The sequence below is a fragment of the Pilimelia anulata genome, assembly GCF_014647895.1.
Taxonomy (GTDB): Bacteria; Actinomycetota; Actinomycetes; order Mycobacteriales; family Micromonosporaceae; genus Pilimelia; species Pilimelia anulata.
Genome location: NZ_BMQB01000002.1, coordinates 486,112 through 502,687 on the forward strand (window position 1 = coordinate 486,112; position 16,576 = coordinate 502,687).

At 75.8% G+C, this 16,576-nt stretch carries 15 protein-coding genes; all 15 read left to right on the forward strand.

The genetic code is table 11. The annotated features are described in order from the left end of the window. Nucleotides 1-30 precede the first annotated feature (30 nt). Nucleotides 31-1,557, forward strand: a complete 1,527-nt coding sequence (locus IEY94_RS06950) for a UDP-N-acetylmuramoyl-L-alanyl-D-glutamate--2,6-diaminopimelate ligase (protein WP_189169197.1) — start codon at nucleotides 31-33, stop codon at nucleotides 1,555-1,557. Beyond that, on the forward strand, nucleotides 1,554-2,987 hold the full coding sequence (locus tag IEY94_RS06955) for a UDP-N-acetylmuramoyl-tripeptide--D-alanyl-D-alanine ligase (protein ID WP_189169198.1): 1,434 nt from the start codon (nucleotides 1,554-1,556) through the stop codon (nucleotides 2,985-2,987). Before IEY94_RS06950 ends, IEY94_RS06955 begins: the two co-directional genes overlap by 4 nt. 4 nt (nucleotides 2,988-2,991) lie before the next feature. Beyond that, nucleotides 2,992-4,122: a phospho-N-acetylmuramoyl-pentapeptide-transferase gene (gene mraY / locus IEY94_RS06960; protein WP_189169199.1), complete on the forward strand. Its 1,131-nt coding sequence runs from the start codon at nucleotides 2,992-2,994 to the stop codon at nucleotides 4,120-4,122. A gap of 5 nt (nucleotides 4,123-4,127) precedes the next feature. Then, nucleotides 4,128-5,522 (forward strand): UDP-N-acetylmuramoyl-L-alanine--D-glutamate ligase, encoded by a 1,395-nt coding sequence (gene murD, locus IEY94_RS06965; RefSeq protein ID WP_189169200.1) that lies wholly within the window; start codon nucleotides 4,128-4,130, stop codon nucleotides 5,520-5,522. Then, the gene (locus IEY94_RS06970; RefSeq protein ID WP_189169201.1) at nucleotides 5,519-6,913 is read left to right on the forward strand and encodes an FtsW/RodA/SpoVE family cell cycle protein; all 1,395 of its coding nucleotides are present in this window, start codon (nucleotides 5,519-5,521) and stop codon (nucleotides 6,911-6,913) included. Before murD ends, IEY94_RS06970 begins: the two co-directional genes overlap by 4 nt. Further along, nucleotides 6,910-8,016, forward strand: coding sequence for an undecaprenyldiphospho-muramoylpentapeptide beta-N-acetylglucosaminyltransferase (gene murG, locus IEY94_RS06975; protein ID WP_189169202.1), 1,107 nt, complete (start codon nucleotides 6,910-6,912; stop codon nucleotides 8,014-8,016). Before IEY94_RS06970 ends, murG begins: the two co-directional genes overlap by 4 nt. A gap of 23 nt (nucleotides 8,017-8,039) precedes the next feature. Beyond that, entirely contained in the window at nucleotides 8,040-9,488 is a 1,449-nt protein-coding gene (gene murC / locus IEY94_RS06980) for a UDP-N-acetylmuramate--L-alanine ligase (RefSeq protein ID WP_189169384.1), read from the forward strand. 29 nt (nucleotides 9,489-9,517) lie between these two features. After that, entirely contained in the window at nucleotides 9,518-10,252 is a 735-nt protein-coding gene (locus IEY94_RS06985) for a cell division protein FtsQ/DivIB (protein ID WP_229783384.1), read from the forward strand. 289 nt (nucleotides 10,253-10,541) lie between these two features. Further along, nucleotides 10,542-11,678 carry a cell division protein FtsZ gene (gene ftsZ / locus IEY94_RS06990; RefSeq protein ID WP_189169204.1) on the forward strand — a complete coding sequence of 379 codons (1,137 nt, stop codon included), beginning with the start codon at nucleotides 10,542-10,544 and terminating at the stop codon, nucleotides 11,676-11,678. A gap of 67 nt (nucleotides 11,679-11,745) precedes the next feature. Continuing rightward, entirely contained in the window at nucleotides 11,746-12,447 is a 702-nt protein-coding gene (locus IEY94_RS06995) for a YggS family pyridoxal phosphate-dependent enzyme (protein ID WP_229783419.1), read from the forward strand. Nucleotides 12,448-12,571: 124 nt separating this feature from the next. Then, a complete protein-coding gene (locus IEY94_RS07000; RefSeq protein WP_229783385.1) occupies nucleotides 12,572-13,243 on the forward strand; it encodes a cell division protein SepF in 672 nt (223 codons plus the stop codon). Nucleotides 13,244-13,335: 92 nt separating this feature from the next. Then, the gene (locus IEY94_RS07005) at nucleotides 13,336-13,635 is read left to right on the forward strand and encodes a YggT family protein (protein WP_189169206.1); all 300 of its coding nucleotides are present in this window, start codon (nucleotides 13,336-13,338) and stop codon (nucleotides 13,633-13,635) included. Between the two features lie 49 nt (nucleotides 13,636-13,684). Continuing rightward, complete coding sequence (locus IEY94_RS07010) at nucleotides 13,685-14,509, forward strand: DivIVA domain-containing protein (RefSeq protein WP_189169207.1); 825 nt, start codon at nucleotides 13,685-13,687, stop codon at nucleotides 14,507-14,509. Between the two features lie 37 nt (nucleotides 14,510-14,546). Further along, the gene (locus IEY94_RS07015; protein WP_189169208.1) at nucleotides 14,547-14,966 is read left to right on the forward strand and encodes a hypothetical protein; all 420 of its coding nucleotides are present in this window, start codon (nucleotides 14,547-14,549) and stop codon (nucleotides 14,964-14,966) included. Between the two features lie 79 nt (nucleotides 14,967-15,045). Further along, a complete protein-coding gene (locus tag IEY94_RS07020; protein WP_189169209.1) occupies nucleotides 15,046-16,545 on the forward strand; it encodes a potassium/proton antiporter in 1,500 nt (499 codons plus the stop codon). Nucleotides 16,546-16,576: the final 31 nt, after the last annotated feature.

Genomic DNA, 16,576 nt, shown 5'->3' on the forward strand with positions numbered 1-16,576 from the left:
GCGGATCGGGTCAGGGTAGGGTCTTTCGGCGTGCCGAGCTATCCGCGCCCCCGCGCCACGCACCCCGTCCGGCTCGCCGACCTCGCCGCCGCTCTCGGCGCCGCGATCGAGCCCGCCGGGGCGACCGCGCGCCTGACCGGGGTGAGCCACGCCAGCGGCGAGGTGGCCGCCGGTGACCTGTACGCGGCGCTGCCCGGCGCCCGCCAGCACGGCGCCCGGTTCGTCGGCGAGGCCGCCGCCCGCGGCGCCGCCGCGGTGCTGACCGACCCGGCCGGCGCCCCGGCCGCCGCCGCCGCGGGCCTGCCCGCGCTGGTGCTGCCGGACCCGCGGGCCGCGCTCGGCGCCGCCGCCGCCGCGGTCTACGGCGACCCGACCGCCGGCATGTCGGTGATCGGCCTGACCGGCACCGCCGGCAAGACCACCACGGCGTACCTGGTCGAGGCGGGCCTGCGGGCCGCCGGCCGGACCACCGGCCTGATCGGCACGGTCGAGACCCGGCTGGGCGACCTGGTGGTGCCCAGCACCCGGACGACGCCGGAGGCCACCGACCTGCAGGCCAGCCTCGCCGCCGCCCGCGAGCGCGGCGTGACCGACGTGGTGATGGAGGTCTCCAGCCACGCGCTCGCCCTGGACCGGGTGGCCGGGGTCCGGTTCGCGGTCGGCGGCTGGACCAACTTCGGCCAGGACCACCTGGATTTCCACGCCGACGCCGCCGACTACTTCGCGGCCAAGGCGCGGCTGTTCGACGGGCGCAGCGCGGTCGAGGTGCTCAACGCCGACGACCCGGCGCTGGCCGGGCTGGTCCGGCCGCACACGGTGACGTACTCCGCGGCCGGGGCGGCGGGCGCGACCTGGCGGGCCGCGGACGTGCGCGGCGTGGGGGAGCAGCGGTTCACCGCGCTCGGCCCGGCCGGCCTGGCGGTGCCGGCGGGGGTGGCCTTCCCCGGCCGGCACAACGTCGCCAACGCGCTGCTCGCGCTGGCCGCCCTCGTCGCGGTCGGGGTCGACCCGGCGGCGGGCGCCGCCGCGGTCGCGGGCGTGCGGCTGATCCCCGGCCGGCTGGAGGAGGTGCCGGCGCCCGGCGCGGTCCGCGGCGTCGTCGACTACGCGCACAAGCCGGACGCGATCGTCGCCGTGCTGCGCGCGCTGCGCGAGCTGGCCACCGCCGCCGGCGGGCGGGTGGTCTGCGTGCTCGGCGCCGGCGGCGACCGGGACGCCGGCAAGCGCCCGCTGATGGGCGCCGCCGCGGCGGCGGGCGCCGACCTGGTCATCGTCACCGACGACAACCCGCGCACCGAGGACCCGGCGGCGATCCGCGCGGCGGTCCTGGCCGGCACCGCGGGCGGTCCGGCGCAGGTCAGCGAGGTACCCGGCCGGCGGACGGCGATCGCCGCGGCGGTCGAGCTGGCCAAGCCCGGCGACGTGGTCGCGCTGCTCGGCAAGGGCCACGAGCGCGGCCAGATCGTCGGCGCGGACGTGCTGCCGTTCGACGACCGGGAGGAGCTGGCCGCCGCGCTGGCCGCCCGACCCGACGGCGGCGCGGGGGGCAGCCGATGATCCCGATGACCCTGGCCGACGTCGCCGCGGCGGTGGGCGGGCGGCTCGCCGGCGCGGACCCGGCGGCCGTCGTCACCGGCGGCGTGGAGTTCGACTCCCGGCGGGCCGGGCCGGGCGGGCTGTTCGTGGCGTTCCCCGGCGAGCGGGTCGACGGGCACGACTTCGCCCCCGCGGCCGTCGCCGCCGGCGCGGTCGCGGTGCTGGCCGGGCGGGAGCTGCCGGGCGTACCGGCGGTGCTGGTCGACGACCCGCTGGCCGCGCTGGCGCGGCTCGCCCGGGCGGTGGTGGACCGGCTGCCGGGGCTGACGATCGTCGGGCTGACCGGCTCGTCCGGCAAGACCACCACCAAGGACCACGTGGCCGCGCTGCTCGCGCCGGTCGGGCCCACCGTGGCGGCGCCGGGCTCGTTCAACAACGAGCTGGGGCACCCGTACACCGTGTGCCGGGCCACCGCCGACACCCGGTACCTGGTGCTGGAGCTGGGCGCGCGCGGGCCGGGCCACATCGCGTACCTGTGCGGGATCGCGCCGCCGCGCATCGGCGTGGTGCTCAACGTCGGCGCCGCGCACGTCGGCGAGTTCGGCTCGGTCGACGCCACCGCCGCCGCGAAGGGCGAGCTGGTGGCCGCGCTGCCCGCCGACGGCCTGGCCGTGCTGAACGCCGACGACCCGCGGGTCCGGGCGATGGCCGCCCGCACGGCCGCGCAGGTGCAGCTCGTCGGCACCGCCGCGGACGCCGACATCGCCGCCCGCGACGTCACCCTCGACGACCGCGGCCGGGCCGCGTTCACCCTGGTCACGCCCGAGGGGTCGGCGCCGGTGCGGCTGGGCGTGGCCGGCGCGCACCAGGTCGGCAACGTGCTCGCCGCCGCGGCGGTCGCCCGCCGGGCCGGGCTGCCGCTGGACCGGCTCGCGCCGGCGCTGGGGGAGCTGCGGCCGGCGTCCAGCCGGCGGATGGACGTCTTCGACCGGGCCGACGGGGTGACCGTGATCGACGACTCGTACAACGCCAACCCCGGCTCGATGGCGGCCGCGCTGCGGGCGCTCGCGGCGCTGGGCGCCGGCCGGCGCACGGTCGCCGTGCTCGGGTACATGGCCGAGCTGGGCCACGCCGAGGCCGACGGCCACGCCGACGTCGGTCGGCTCGCCGCCGAGACCGGCGTGGCCGAGCTGGTGGTGGTCGGCGACGCGGCGGCGCCGCTCGCCGACGCCGCCCGAGCGGCGCCCGGCCGTCCCGGACGGGTGACGGTGGTCACCGACCAGGCCGCGGCGATCGACCACCTGCGAGCCGTGCTGACCCCGCGCGACGTGGTGCTGGTGAAGGGCTCGCGGTACCGCACCTGGGACGTGGCCGACTTCCTCCGGGACGAGCAGATGATCCACAATGAAGCGCCGACGCCGTCGGCCGATGGCACTGCCCGGAGAGGATGACACTGTGCGCGCGGTGATGGTCGCGGCAGCGGTCGCGTTCCTGGTCTCGTTGCTCGGCACCCCGGTGGCGATCAAGATTTTCACCCGGCTGAAGGCCGGGCAGCCGATCCGGTCCGACGGGCCGCAGATGCACCAGGGCAAGCGGGGTACCCCCACGATGGGCGGGGTGGTGTTCATCATCGCCACGCTGGTCGCCTACGTGGCCGGGCACCTGGCCCTGACCACGCTCCCGCCGGAGCAGATCTTCCAGGTGCAGCCGACGGTGACCGGGCTGGTACTGCTCGGCCTGTTCGTGTTCTGCGGCGCGGTCGGCTTCCTGGACGACTTCCTGAAGGTCCGCAAGCGCAACAGCGCCGGCCTGAACAAGCGGGGCAAGCTGGTCGGCCAGCTCCTCGTCGGGGCGGTGTTCGGGCTGGTCTCGCTGGGCTTCCAGTCCAGCATGCTGGACCCGGAGGGCAAGCCGTCCAACTTCGAGACGGTCGGCAGTACGACGCTGTCGTTCGTCCGGGACATCGGCTGGCTGGAGGTCGGCAAGGTCGGCGCGGTGATCATCTTCATCTTCGTGGTGCTGGCCAGCACCAACGGGGTGAACCTCACCGACGGCCTGGACGGCCTGGCCACCGGCACCTCGGTGATGGTGCTGGGCGCGTACGCGCTGATCGCCTTCTGGCAGTACCGGCACTGGTGCGCCGACGCCAGCTACGGCGCCGCCGCCGACTACTGCTACCGGGTCCGGGACCCGCTGGAGATCGCGCTGATCGCCGGGGCGGCGGCCGGGGCCTGCGTGGGCTTCCTGTGGTGGAACACGTCCCCGGCGCGGATCTTCATGGGCGACACCGGCGCGCTCGGCCTGGGCGGGCTGATCGCCGGCCTGGCCATGTCCACCCGGACGATCATGCTGCTGCCGATCCTCGGCGCGCTGTTCGTGATCATCACGATGTCGGTGGTGATCCAGATCATCTCGTTCCGGACCACCGGCAAGCGGGTGTTCAAGATGTCCCCGCTCCAGCACCACTTCGAGCTGTCCGGCTGGAGCGAGGTCAACATCGTCGTCCGGTTCTGGATCGTCGCCGGCCTCGGCGTGGCGATCGGCCTCGGCATCTTCTACGGCGACTTCCTCGCCCACATGGGGTGACGGGCGTGCCACCGGACTGGTCCGACCGCCGGGTCGTCGTCGGCGGCACCGGCGTGGCCGGCGCCGCCGCGGCCGGCGCGCTGCTGCGCCGCGGCGCCGCGGTGACCGTGCTCGACCGCGCCGCCTCCCCGGCGGCCGAGCGGCTGGCCGCCGCCGGCGCGACCGTGATCGTCGCCGAGCCGCCCCCGCCGGACCTGCTGGCCGGCGTCACCGACGTGGTCGTCTCGCCCGGCTTCCCGCCGACCCACCCGCTCGTCCTGGCCGCGCACGCCGCCGGCGTCGAGGTGTACAGCGAGCCCGAGCTGGCCTGGCGGCTGCGCGGCCACGGCGCCCCCGACTGGCTGGCCGTCACCGGCACCAACGGCAAGACCACCACGGTCACCATGCTCGCGGCGATCCTCGCCGCCGCCGGCCGGCGCACCGCCGCGCTGGGCAACATCGGCACGCCGCTGGTCGAGGCGGCCGTCGACCCGGCGTACGACGTGCTGGCCGTCGAGCTGTCCAGCTTCCAGCTCCACTGGTCCCGGCTGCTCGCCCCGCGTGCCGGGGCGCTGCTCAACCTCGCCGACGACCACCTGGACTGGCACGGCTCGTTCGCCGCGTACGCCGACGCGAAGACCGCGATCTGGCGGTCCGCCCCGGCCGGCGGCGTCGCCGTCGGCAACCTGGACGACCCGCGGGTGGCCGCGCTGCTGCGCGCGGTCGGCGGCGACCGGGTCGGGGTGACCCTCGGCGTTCCCGATGTGGGCGACGGGCACGTGTACGGGGTGGTCGACGGCACGCTGGTCGAGTCCGCGCCGTGCGCCGCGCCGGAGCCGCTGGTCGAGGTCGCCGCCGTCCGGCCGGCGGGCGCGCACAACGTGGCCAACGCGCTGCACGCCGCCGCGCTGGCCCGGGCCGCCGGGGTGCCGGCCGCCGCCGTGGCCGCCGGCCTGCGCGGGTACCGCCCCGAGCCGCACCGCAACGCCGCCGTCGGCACGGTCGCCGGGGTCGCGTACGTCGACGACTCCAAGGCCACCAACCCGCACGCGGCGCTGGCCTCGCTCACCTCGTACCCGCGGGTGGTCTGGGTGGCCGGCGGCCAGCTCAAGGGCGTGGACGTCGACCCGCTCGTCGCCGCGGTCGCCGACCGGCTCGTGGGGGCCGTCCTGCTGGGCGTCGACCGGGCCGAGATCGCCGAGGCGCTGCGGCGACACGCCCCGCGCCTGCCGGTCGTGGACATCGCGAGCGTCGATGATGGGGCCATGGACGCAGTCGTACGCGCCGCCGCCGGGCTCGCCGCCGCGGGCGACACGGTGCTGCTGGCGCCGGCCGCGGCCTCGAAGGACATGTACTCGGGCTACCCGGCGCGCGGGCACGCGTTCGCCGCCGCCGTCCGCCGGCTCGGGACCGGCCCGTGACCACCGCCGCCGCCCGGACCGGCAGCCTGGCCGCCCTGCGCGGCCTGCTCGCCCGGCCGCTGGCGTCGTACTACCTGCTCGTCTCCAGCGCCGGCCTGCTGCTGGTGATCGGCCTCACCATGGTCTTCTCGGCCACCAGCGTGAAGGCGTACGCCACCGACGGGAACCCGTTCGCGCTGATCAGCCGCCAGGCCCTGTACGCCCTGGTCGGCCTGCTCGGCTTCTGGCTCTGCCAGCGGCTGCCCGGCCGCACCTTCCGGGTGCTCGGCTTCCCGTTCATGGTGCTGTCGTTCGCCGCGCTCGCCCTGCTCGACACGCTGCTGGCGCTCAAGGCGTTCCACCTGCTCCCGGCGCCCCGGCTCGGCCCGGTGTACGCCGACGCGCTGTGGCTGCACATCGGCCCGGTGCAGGTGCAGCCGGCCGAGTTCGCCAAGCTGTCGCTGGTCCTGTGGGCGGCCGACGTGCTCGCCCGCAAGGGCAGCGCGATCGTCAACTGGCGGGCGCTGACCCGGCCGCTGTTCCTCGCCGTCGGGGCCCTGTTCGTGCTCATCGGGTACAACGACTTCGGCAGCCTGGTGGTGCTGCTCGGCCTGTTCGTCGGCATGCTCTGGGTGGCCGGGGTGCGCGGCCGGGTGTTCGGCGGGATGGCGCTGCTGGCCGGCGCCGGCCTGGCCGGGCTGCTGGCCCTGCCGGGCAAGAGCGGGTACCGGCTCGAGCGGATCACCTCGTACCTCGGCGCCGGCAGCGCCACCTGCGACGCCAACGACTGCTACCAGGCCAACCAGGCCCGGTACGCGCTCGCCGACGGCGGCTGGTTCGGCGTCGGCCTGGGCGACGCGTCGCTCAAGTGGGGCTGGCTGCCCGCGGGCGAGAACGACTTCATCTTCGCCATCATCGGCGAGGAGCTGGGCGTGGTCGGCTGCACGGTGGTGCTGGTGCTGCTCGGCGTGTTCGCGTACACCGGGCTGCGGATCGCCCGCCGGGTCACCGACCCGTTCCGCCGGCTCGCCGCGGCCGGCGCGATGAGCTGGCTGATCGTCCAGGCGGTCATCAACCTGGGCGGCGTGGTCGGCCTGCTGCCGATCACCGGCGTCCCGCTGCCGTTCATCTCCGACGGCGGCAGCGCCCTGGTGGTGACGCTGGCCGCGGTCGGGATGCTGGCCTCGTTCGCCCGGGCCGAGCCCGACGCCGCCCGGGCGCTGCACGCCCGGCCGCCGGCGCGCTGGGCCCGGCTACTCTGGGCGCCGTTGCCGCCGCTGGGCGACGACACCACGCCGCCGCCGCGACCCCGCGGCGCCGGGCGGCCCCCCGCCGCCCGGGCGGCGACCGGGTCCGCGGCGCGGACCGGCCGGGGCCGCGGCCCCGGCGGCGAGAGGGGAGAGCGACGATGAGCGCGCTGCGCTCGGTGGTGCTGGCCGGCGGCGGTACGGGCGGGCACGTGTACCCCCTGCTCGCCTTCGCCGACTGCCTGCGCCGGCACGACCCGGACGTGACGATCACCTGCGTCGGCACGCCGAAGGGCCTGGAGAACGAGCTGATCCCGCCCGCCGGCTACCCGCTGCGGCACATCCCCGCGTACCAGCTCCCCCGCTCGGTCAACCTGGACCTGGCCCGCACCCCGACCCGGATGTGGCGGGCCGCCCGGGCCGCCGGCGCGATCCTCGACGAGGTGGGCGCGCAGGCCGTCGTCGGCTTCGGCGGGTACGTGTCGGTGCCCGCGTACCTGGCCGCGTGGAAGCGCGAGCTGCCCCTGGTCATCCACGAGGTGAACGTGCCGCCGGGCATCGCGAACCGGCTCGGCATGAAGATCACCGAGAACGTCGCCGTCGGGTTCCCGCACCAGCTCGCGCAGGCCGAGTCGCTGGCCGGGGCGCGGCTGGTGGGCGTACCGCTGCGCCGGGAGATCACGAGCCTGGACCGCGACGCCGAGCGGGCCGCCGCCCGGGCCCACTTCGGGCTGGACCCGGACCGGCCGACGCTGTTCGTCTCCGGCGGCTCGCAGGGCGCCCGGTCGATCAACCTGGCCGTCGTCGGCGCCGCCAAGGAGCTGGCCCGGGCCGGCGTGCAGGTGCTGCACGTGATCGGCGCCCGCAACGAGCCGGTCGAGCCGCCGGCCGACCTGGCCACCCCGTACGTCACGCTGCCGTACCTGGACCGGATGGAGCTGGGCTACGCCGCCGCCGACCTCATGCTCGCCCGCGGCGGCGCGCTGACCTGCGCCGAGCTGGCCGCGGTCGGCCTGCCCGCGGTGTACGTGCCGTACCCGCACCACAACCGCGAGCAGTACCGCAACGCCCGCCCGGTGGTCGACGCCGGCGGCGGCCTGATCGTCGACGACGCCGAGCTGACCCCGGCCTGGCTGGAGGCGGAGGCGCTGCCGCTGCTCACCGACCCGGTCCGGCTGGGCACGATGGGCGCCGCGGCCGGCACGTACGGCCGGCGCGACGGCGACGAGGCGCTGCGGGCGTACCTGAACGAGATCGTGCGCTGGTAGGGGAGCGAGTGGACATCACCGGAATGACCCCGACCGGCGCGCTCACCGCCGAGGACCTGGGCACCGTGCACCTGATCGGCGTCGGCGGCGTCGGGATGAGCGGGCTGGCCCGGCTGCTGCTCACCCGCGGCGTGCCGACCACCGGCAGCGAGCTGAAGGACTGGCCGTCGCTGGCCGGGCTGCGCGCGCTCGGCGGCACGGTCCACCGCAGCCACACCGAGGCCAACCTGGACGGCGTGGACACGGTCGTCTACTCCACCGCCATCCCGGCCGACCACGTCGAGCTGGCCGGCGCCCGGGCCCGCGGGCTGCGGGTGCTGCACCGGGCCGAGGCGCTGGCCGCGGCGATGACCGGCCGGCGGACGATCGCGGTGGCCGGCACCCACGGCAAGACGACCACGACGTCGATCACCACGCTGATCCTCCAGCACGCCGGCGCGGACCCGTCGTTCGTCATCGGCGGGGAGATCTCGGCGGCGGCGTCCAACGCCCACCACGGCAGCGGCGACCTGTTCGTGGCCGAGGCCGACGAGAGCGACCGGTCGTTCCTGCTGTACCGGCCGCACGTGGCGATCGTCACGAACATCGAGCCGGATCACCTCAACACGTACGGCGACCTGGCCGGGCTGGAGGCGGGGTTCGCCGCGTTCGCCGACCTGGTCGACCCGGCCGGCTTCACCGTCACCTGCGCCGACGACCCCGGCGCCCGCCGGCTCGCCGCCCGGCTGCGGGCGGCCGGGCGGACGGTTTTCACGTACGGCGAGGCGCCCGACGCCGACCTGCGGGTGGCCGAGCTGAGCTCGACCGCCGGCGGCGTGCGCTACCTGGCGTACCTGGAGGACAAGCCGCTCGGCGAGTTCACCCTCGCCCTGCCGGGCCGGCACATGGGCCTGAACAGCGCCGCCGCCCTGCTGGTCGCCCTGAAGCTGGGGGTGGCGGCCGAGGCGGTCGCCGAGGCGCTCGCCGCGTTCCCCGGCGTGCGCCGGCGGTTCGAGTACAAGGGCAGCGCCGGCGGCGTCCGGGTGTACGACGAGTACGCCTACCACCCCACCTCGATCAGCCTGGCCCTGCGCACGCTGCGCGACGTGGCCGGGGACGGGCGGCTGCTGGTGGTGTTCCAGCCGTACCGGGTGTACCGCACCCGGGAGCTGCGCGCCGAGCTGGCCGCGGCGCTGGCGCTGGCCGACGAGGCGCTGGTGCTGGAGGTGTTCGGCCCGGGCGAGGAGCGCGCCCCCGGCGACGGCGGCGCGGCGCTGACCGCGGCGATCGCCCTGCCGGCGCCGCGCCGGGCGTTCCTGCCGTCCTGGTCGGACGCGGCCGGCGAGGTCCGCCGCCGGGCCCGGGCCGGGGACGTCGTGGTGACGATGGGCGCCCCGCCGATCTCGCTGCTCGGCGACGAGCTGCTCGCGGCCCTGTCCGGCGCCGGCGGGAATCCGGCGGGCGAGCACCCGGCGGGGGCCGGCGAGCGATGAGGGCGGCGGCCGGTCGGCGGTGGCGTCTGGTGCGGGCCCGCACCGGGGCGGTACCCCCGTCGGTCCGCCGGTTCTCCCGCCGCGCCCGCCGCCGCCGGCTGCGCGCCGCCGCGCCGTGGGCCGTGGTCCTCGCGGTCGCGCTGCTGGCCGGGATCGCCTGGTGGGCGGTGCGCAACACCGCGGTGCTGGCGATCCGCGCGGTCCGGGTGACCGGCACGGTCCTGCTGGACCCGTACGACGTGCACACCGCCGCGGCCGTGGCCGTCGGCACCCCGATGGCCCGGCTGGACGCCGCCGCGGTGCGCCGGCGGGTGGCCGCGCTGCCCGCGGCCGGCGCGGTCGAGGTGGAGCGGGACTGGCCGGGCACGGTCCGGATCCGGGTTCGCGAGCGCACCCCGGTCGCCGCCGTACCGCGCGGCCGCGAGTACCTGTGGCTGGACGGTACCGGGGTGACCTTCCACACCGACGGCGACGCCGGCGGGGTGCCCGTGGTGAAGCTCACGGCGCCGGGCCCGGCCGACCCGTCGACCCGGGCGGTGCTGCGGGTGCTGACCGAGCTGCCCGCCGCGCTGGCCGACCGGGTCCGGGCGGTGCTGGTGGCATCCCCGGCCAAGATCACGCTGTCGATGCGCGACGGCCGTACCGTGGTGTGGGGCGACGCGGCCGACAGCGCGACCAAGGCCCGCACGGCGTTGGCCCTGCTCCGGGCCGAGCACCGGCGCATCGACGTCAGCTCACCCGACGTGGTTTCCGTCAAGCCCTGATCGGGCAGCGGTCGACCACGCACCGTCGACGGTGGCCGACCGTCCGTGCTCTCGCGCGTGGCCACTTCGTGGCGCGTCTCTCATGGCGTGGCGACACGCCGACGGGATCCTTGGATCACGGGCGGAGGGCGCTTACGTTGCGAATGGAAGTTAGTGGTTGACAGGACTCTAAGGCTCTAGTAGAGGGTGAGGGTTTTCCCTCGCCCTTCGTGTACATCGTGGTGACCGATCGGGCGTCTGGCGGGCCGCGCGATCCACACCGACCCGATCCGAAGGGAACTTCGCTCCGATGACACCTCCGCACAACTACCTCGCGGTCATCAAGGTCGTGGGCATCGGTGGTGGCGGCGTCAACGCCGTCAACCGGATGATCGAGGTCGGACTCAAGGGCGTTGAGTTCATCGCGATCAACACCGATGCGCAGGCGCTGCTCATGAGTGACGCCGACGTCAAGCTGGACGTCGGCCGCGAACTGACCCGCGGGCTCGGCGCGGGGGCCCAGCCCGAGGTCGGCAAGAACGCGGCCGAGGACCACCGGGACGAGATCGAGGAGGTGCTCAAGGGCGCCGACATGGTCTTCGTCACGTGCGGCGAGGGCGGCGGCACCGGTACCGGCGGCGCCCCGGTCGTCGCGCAGATCGCGCGCAAGCTCGGCGCGCTGACGATCGGCGTGGTCACCCGGCCGTTCTCGTTCGAGGGCAAGCGCCGCCAGGTGCAGGCCGAGTCCGGGATCGAGGAGCTGCGCAACCAGTGCGACACGCTCATCGTGATCCCGAACGACCGGCTGCTCGCCCTCGGCGACCGCGGCATGAGCATGATGGACGCGTTCCGGCAGGCCGACCAGGTGCTGCTCTCCGGCGTCCAGGGCATCACCGACCTGATCACCACGCCGGGTCTGATCAACCTGGACTTCGCCGACGTCAAGAGCGTGATGAGCGGCGCCGGCAGCGCCCTGATGGGCATCGGCAGCGCCCGCGGCGAGAAGCGCGCCGTGGACGCCGCCGAGGCGGCCATCTCCAGCCCGCTGCTGGAGCAGAGCATGGACGGCGCCCGCGGCGTGCTGCTCTCCATCGCCGGCGGCTCCGACCTGGGCCTGTTCGAGATCAACGACGCGGCCCAGCTCGTCACCGACGCGGCCCACCCGGACGCGAACATCATCTTCGGCGCGGTGATCGACGACGCGCTCGGCGACGAGGTGCGGGTCACGGTCATCGCGGCGGGCTTCGACGGGGGTACGCCCGCGTACAAGCCGGCCGAGAGCGCCCGGATCGCGCCGGCCCAGCCGACCGCGGTGAGCCCGCCGCCCGCGCCCGCGGTCGCCCCGGCCCCGGCGCCGGCGCCGGTGACCCCGCCGCCGGCCCAGCCGGCCCGGCGGGTGCTGTTCGACGACGTCGACGTGCCGGACTTCCTCAAGAACGGTTCCTGAACCGGTGCCCGGCCACCCCTCGCCGGCGCTTCGGGACGGAACGGACGGCGCGCTCCGGCGCGCCGCGATCGCCGACGGCCTGGCCCGGGTGCGCGCGCGCATCCGGGCCGCCGCGCTGGCCGCGGGCCGGCCGCCGGAGGACGTGTCGCTCATCGTCGTGACCAAGACCTACCCGGCCGAGGACGTCGCGCACCTGGTGGCGCTCGGCGTCGCCGACGTCGGGGAGAACCGGGACCAGGAGGCCGCGCCGAAGGCCGCCGCGGTCGCGGCGGCCGGGCCCGCGCCGCGCTGGCACTTCATCGGCCGGTTGCAGCGCAACAAGGCCAGGTCGGTGGTCGGGTACGCCGACGCGGTGCACTCCGTGGACAGCGTTCGGCTGGCCGCCGCGCTGGCCGCGGCCGCCGGCCCCGCCCGGCCGGCGCCGCTGGACGTGTTCGTCCAGGTCTCGCTGGACGGCGTCCCCGGCCGCGGCGGCGCGCTGCCGGACGACCCCGACCCCGACGCCGGCCTGGATCCGGTGCTGGCGGCGGTCGCGAGCGCGCCGGCGCTGCGGCTGCGGGGGCTGATGGCGGTGGCGCCGCTCGGGGACGGGGCGGACGTCGCATTCGACCGGTTGCATCGGATCGCGGACCGGGTGCGGTCGGCGTACCCGGGCGCGACCCTGCTCTCGGCCGGGATGAGCGGGGATCTGGAGGCGGCGGTCGCGTGTGGCGCGACACATGTTCGGGTCGGCAGCGCCGTGCTCGGAAAGCGTGCGGTGCCGGGGTAACCTGGCGCCGTTCGCACCTAATTACAACGGTGTTGTTTAGACCGCTACCATCCGGGCATCAAGCCTGAAGATCATCGGCAGGGGGTCGGTCGGTGGCGGGACGCCAGCGGAGCGAGGTGGGCGCGTGAGCGCAATGCGCAAGGCCGGAGTGTGGCTCGGTCTCATCGAGGAGGATGACGACCGCCAGTACGGCGCGCGGGAGTACGACGAGCCCGGCTACCGGGACTCGGGCTACCGCTCGCGGCCGGTCGCGGACAGCTACGACGACGAGGACGACGACGAGGTGGACGAGCCCCCGGTGCCGCGGGCCCGCGAGCGGGCGGAGAGCGCGCGGGAGCGGACCGCGCCGAGCGCGCGGGTGCGGTCGATCACTCGGACCACCCCGGCGGAGCCGGCCGGCTTCGGTGGCGGTGGCGGCGGCCGGGACACCCTGACCCGGGACAACCTGGCGCTGGCCCCGCAGACCGCCCCGCCGGTGCTGCGCGAGCGCCCGGTGGCGGCCGAGGAGCCGGACCGCCGGTACCAGATCACCACGCTGCACCCCACCACCTACAACGAGGCGCGGACGATCGGCGAGCACTTCCGCGACGACGTCCCGGTGATCATGAACCTGACGGAGATGGACGAGGCCGACGCGAAGCGGCTCGTCGATTTCGCGGCCGGTCTGGCGTTCGGCCTGCGCGGTACGATCGAGCGCGTCACCAATCGGGTCTTCCTGCTCTCGCCAGCGAACGTGCAGGTCACGGCTGAGGACAAGGCCAAGATCGCAGAGGGCGGGTTCTTCAATCAGAGCTGACGCCCCGCCCGGGCGCCGCCGCGCGTACGCTGCGGGGGTTCGCGCCGATCGCCGCGGCGGTGCGGAGAGCTTGACAGAAGGAGTTCCGGGCAGTGCTGTCCATCGTCAGCCAGGTTTCGTACCTGGTGGTCTATATCTTCCTGTTGGTGCTGCTCACGAGGTTCGTCCTGGAAGCGGTCCTGCAGTACGGCCGACGGTGGCAGCCGGGGCGTGGGGCCGCCGCGGGCATGGAGGCGGTGTGGAGCGTTACGGATCCGCCACTGCGAGCGTTGAGGCGTGTAATCCCACCGTTGCGGGTTGGTACCGTGAGCTTCGACCTGGCCTCCCTTGTGCTGCTGGTTATCCTGTTCGTGCTGATGAGTTTGCTAGGGCGGCTGATCAACGGGGCCTGACCCCGCTGACCAGCGCGCCTCGCGGCCGCAACTGACCCGAGGAGTTTCGATGCCGCTCACCCCGGCCGACGTGCACAACGTCGCCTTCAAGAAGCCCCCCATCGGCAAACGGGGGTACGACGAGGAAGAGGTCGACGCCTTCCTCGACGAGGTCGAGCGGGAACTCGCCCGCTTGATCGAGGAGAACAACGAGCTGCGCGCCCAGGTGGAGCGCGGCGGCGGCGGGGGCCGGGGTGCCCCGGCGGCGGCGGGTGCCGACCCGCGGGTCGCCGCCGAGATGAACGACCTGAAAGCCCAGCTCGACCGCATCCAGCGGGACAAGGCCGCCGCCGAGCAGGCCGCCCGCGCGATGCAGAACGAGATCGAGCAGCTCCGCGCCCAGGGTCCGACCCCGGTGGCCGCGCCCGCCGCGGCGCCCAACGCCGACGGCGAGCAGCAGGCGCTGCGCGTCCTGATGATGGCCCAGCGGACCGCCGACGACCACGTCAACGACGCCCGCCGCGAGTCCGACAAGCTGCTGTCGGACGCCCGGTCCAAGGCCGAGGAGGTCACCCGCGAGTCGCGGGCCAAGGCCGACGCCCTGGAGCGGGACGCCCGCCAGCGCCACCAGGAGGCCATGGGCGGCCTGGAGGCCAAGCGGTCCGCGCTGCAGAAGCACATCGAGGAGCTGAAGCAGTTCGAGCGGGAGTACCGGACCCGGCTCAAGGCGTACCTGGAGAGCCAGCTCCGCGACCTCGACGGCCGCGGCCAGGGCCTCGAGGCCGAGATGACCCGCGCCGACACCTCGCGCAGCGTGGCCGGCAGCGGCGGGCTCGCCGCGGCCGGGCTGTCCGGCCCGTACGGCCGGACGGGCATCGACGCCGGCGGCCGCTGAGCAGCGACGACATGACGCGCCGCGGTGGGGATGAGTGATGGTGGTCAGCAGCCTGGGGCTCATCCTCGCCGCGGTCGTGCTGTTCGCGTTCGGCGCCGCACAGGGCTCCGGCCCCTACTTCGGCGCGTCCATCGCCGTCAGCCTGCTGGCCGGCGTCGCGCTGATCGCCGGCGTCCGGCAGGGCGTCGCGCCGGCCGGCCCGGCCCCGCGGATCCCGCGGCCCAGCCGCGCCCCGAAGCCGGTCACGCCGGGTAACCTCGCCCGGCTCGCCGCCATGTCCGACACCGTGCACCTCACCGACGGCGGCGCCTCCTTCCACCTGCCGAGCTGCGGCGATCTCGGCGCCGACGGCGGCCGGCAGGTGCCGGTCAGCGCCGCCGTCTCCGCCGGCCTGGCCTCCTGTCGCTGGTGCCGCCCCGCCGAGGCGCTGCTGCGGCCCGTGAGCCGCCGGCTGTGAGCGCCGGCTCCGCGCCGGGGCCGAGCATCGCGGTACCGGCCCGGCCCGGGCGGGCGCGGGTCGCGCGCCACCGCGCCCCGTGAGCGCGGAACTCGACACGGTCCTGCTCGTCGGCGCGGCCGTCCTCCTCGTCGCGGTCGCCGCGGTCCGGCTCTCCAGCCGGGTCGGCCTGCCCAGCCTCCTGGTGTACCTGCTGCTCGGCGTCGCCCTCGGCGAGTACGGCGCGGGGATCCGGTTCGACGACCCCGAGCTGGCCCGGGTGCTCGGCTTCGTCGCGCTCGTCCTGATCATCGCCGAGGGCGGCCTGACCGCCCGCTGGACGACGCTGCGCCCGGTCCTCGGGCTGGCGGTGTCGCTGTCCACGGTCGGGGTGGCCGTCAGCATCGCGGTGGTCGGCGCCGTCGCCCACTTCGCCCTGGGCCTGGACTGGCGGCTGGCCCTGCTGTACGGCGCGGTGCTCTCCTCCACCGACGCCGCCGCCGTGTTCTCCACGCTGCGCCGGCTGCGGCTGCGCCCGCGCGTGGTCGCGGTGCTGGAGGCCGAGTCCGGCATGAACGACGCCCCGGTCGCGCTGCTGGTCATCCTGCTGGCCAGCACCGAGGTCGGCGCCCACCCGTGGTGGTGGGAGGGGCTGCTGATCGGGTACGAGCTGCTCGCCGGCGCGGTGATCGGCCTGGTGGTCGGCTTCGCCGGGCGGTTCGCGCTGCGCCGGGCGGCGCTGCCGTCGGCCGGGCTGTACCCGATCGCCGCCGTCGCCCTGACCGTGCTCGCCTACGCGGTCGGCGTCGCCGCGCACGCCTCCGGCTTCCTCGCCGTGTACGTCGCCGGGGTCGTGCTCGGCAACGCCCGGCTGCCGCACCGGCAGGCGATCCTCGGCTTCGCCGACGGGGTGGCCTGGCTGGCCCAGATCGGCCTGTTCGTCATGCTCGGCCTGCTCGTCTCGCCGACCGAGCTGCCCGCGGCCGTACTGCCGGCGCTGGTGGTGGGGGCGGCGCTGCTGCTGTTCGCCCGGCCGGTGTCGGTGTGGCTGAGCGCGCTGCCGTTCCGGGTACCGCGGCCGCAGCAGCTCTTCCTGTCCTGGGCCGGGCTGCGCGGCGCGGTGCCGATCGTGCTGGCCACGATCCCGCTGTCCACCGGGCTGGCCGGGGCGGACGGGCTGTTCAACGCCGTCTTCGTCCTGGTGGTGGTGTTCACGCTGGCGCAGGTCGGCGGCCTCGGCCCGCTGGCCCGCCGGCTCGGCCTGACCGCCGGGGACGAGACCACGGAGCTGCTGGTGGAGACCGCGCCGCTGGAGCGGATGCGGGCGGACCTGCTCCAGCTCGACGTCCCGCCGGGGTCCCTGCTGGCCGGCGTGTACGTCGACGAGCTGCGGCTGCCGGTCGGCGCCGCGGTGACCCTGGTGGTCCGGGACGACGCCGGGTTCGTCCCGTCGGCCGCCACCCGGCTGCGGACCGGGGACAGCCTGCTCATCGTCGCCACGGCCAGCGTCCGGGACGCGGCCGAGCGGCGGCTGCGGGCGATCAGCCGGCGCGGCCGGCTGGCCCGCTGGCTGGGCGAGGAGGGCCATGCCACGGAGTGATCTCCGGACGTATCCCTTACCGAGGCTTTGA

What these genes read in the sequence shown, in the direction of transcription:
- ftsZ (WP_189169204.1), top strand. Translation starts at nt 10,542, where the DNA reads ATGACACCTCCGCACAACTACCTCGCGGTCATCAAGGTCGTGGGCATC.
- murG (WP_189169202.1), top strand. Translation starts at nt 6,910, where the DNA reads ATGAGCGCGCTGCGCTCGGTGGTGCTGGCCGGCGGCGGTACGGGCGGG.
- murC (WP_189169384.1), top strand. Translation starts at nt 8,040, where the DNA reads ATGACCCCGACCGGCGCGCTCACCGCCGAGGACCTGGGCACCGTGCAC.
- IEY94_RS07010 (WP_189169207.1), top strand. Translation starts at nt 13,685, where the DNA reads ATGCCGCTCACCCCGGCCGACGTGCACAACGTCGCCTTCAAGAAGCCC.
- IEY94_RS06955 (WP_189169198.1), top strand. Translation starts at nt 1,554, where the DNA reads ATGATCCCGATGACCCTGGCCGACGTCGCCGCGGCGGTGGGCGGGCGG.
- IEY94_RS07015 (WP_189169208.1), top strand. Translation starts at nt 14,547, where the DNA reads ATGGTGGTCAGCAGCCTGGGGCTCATCCTCGCCGCGGTCGTGCTGTTC.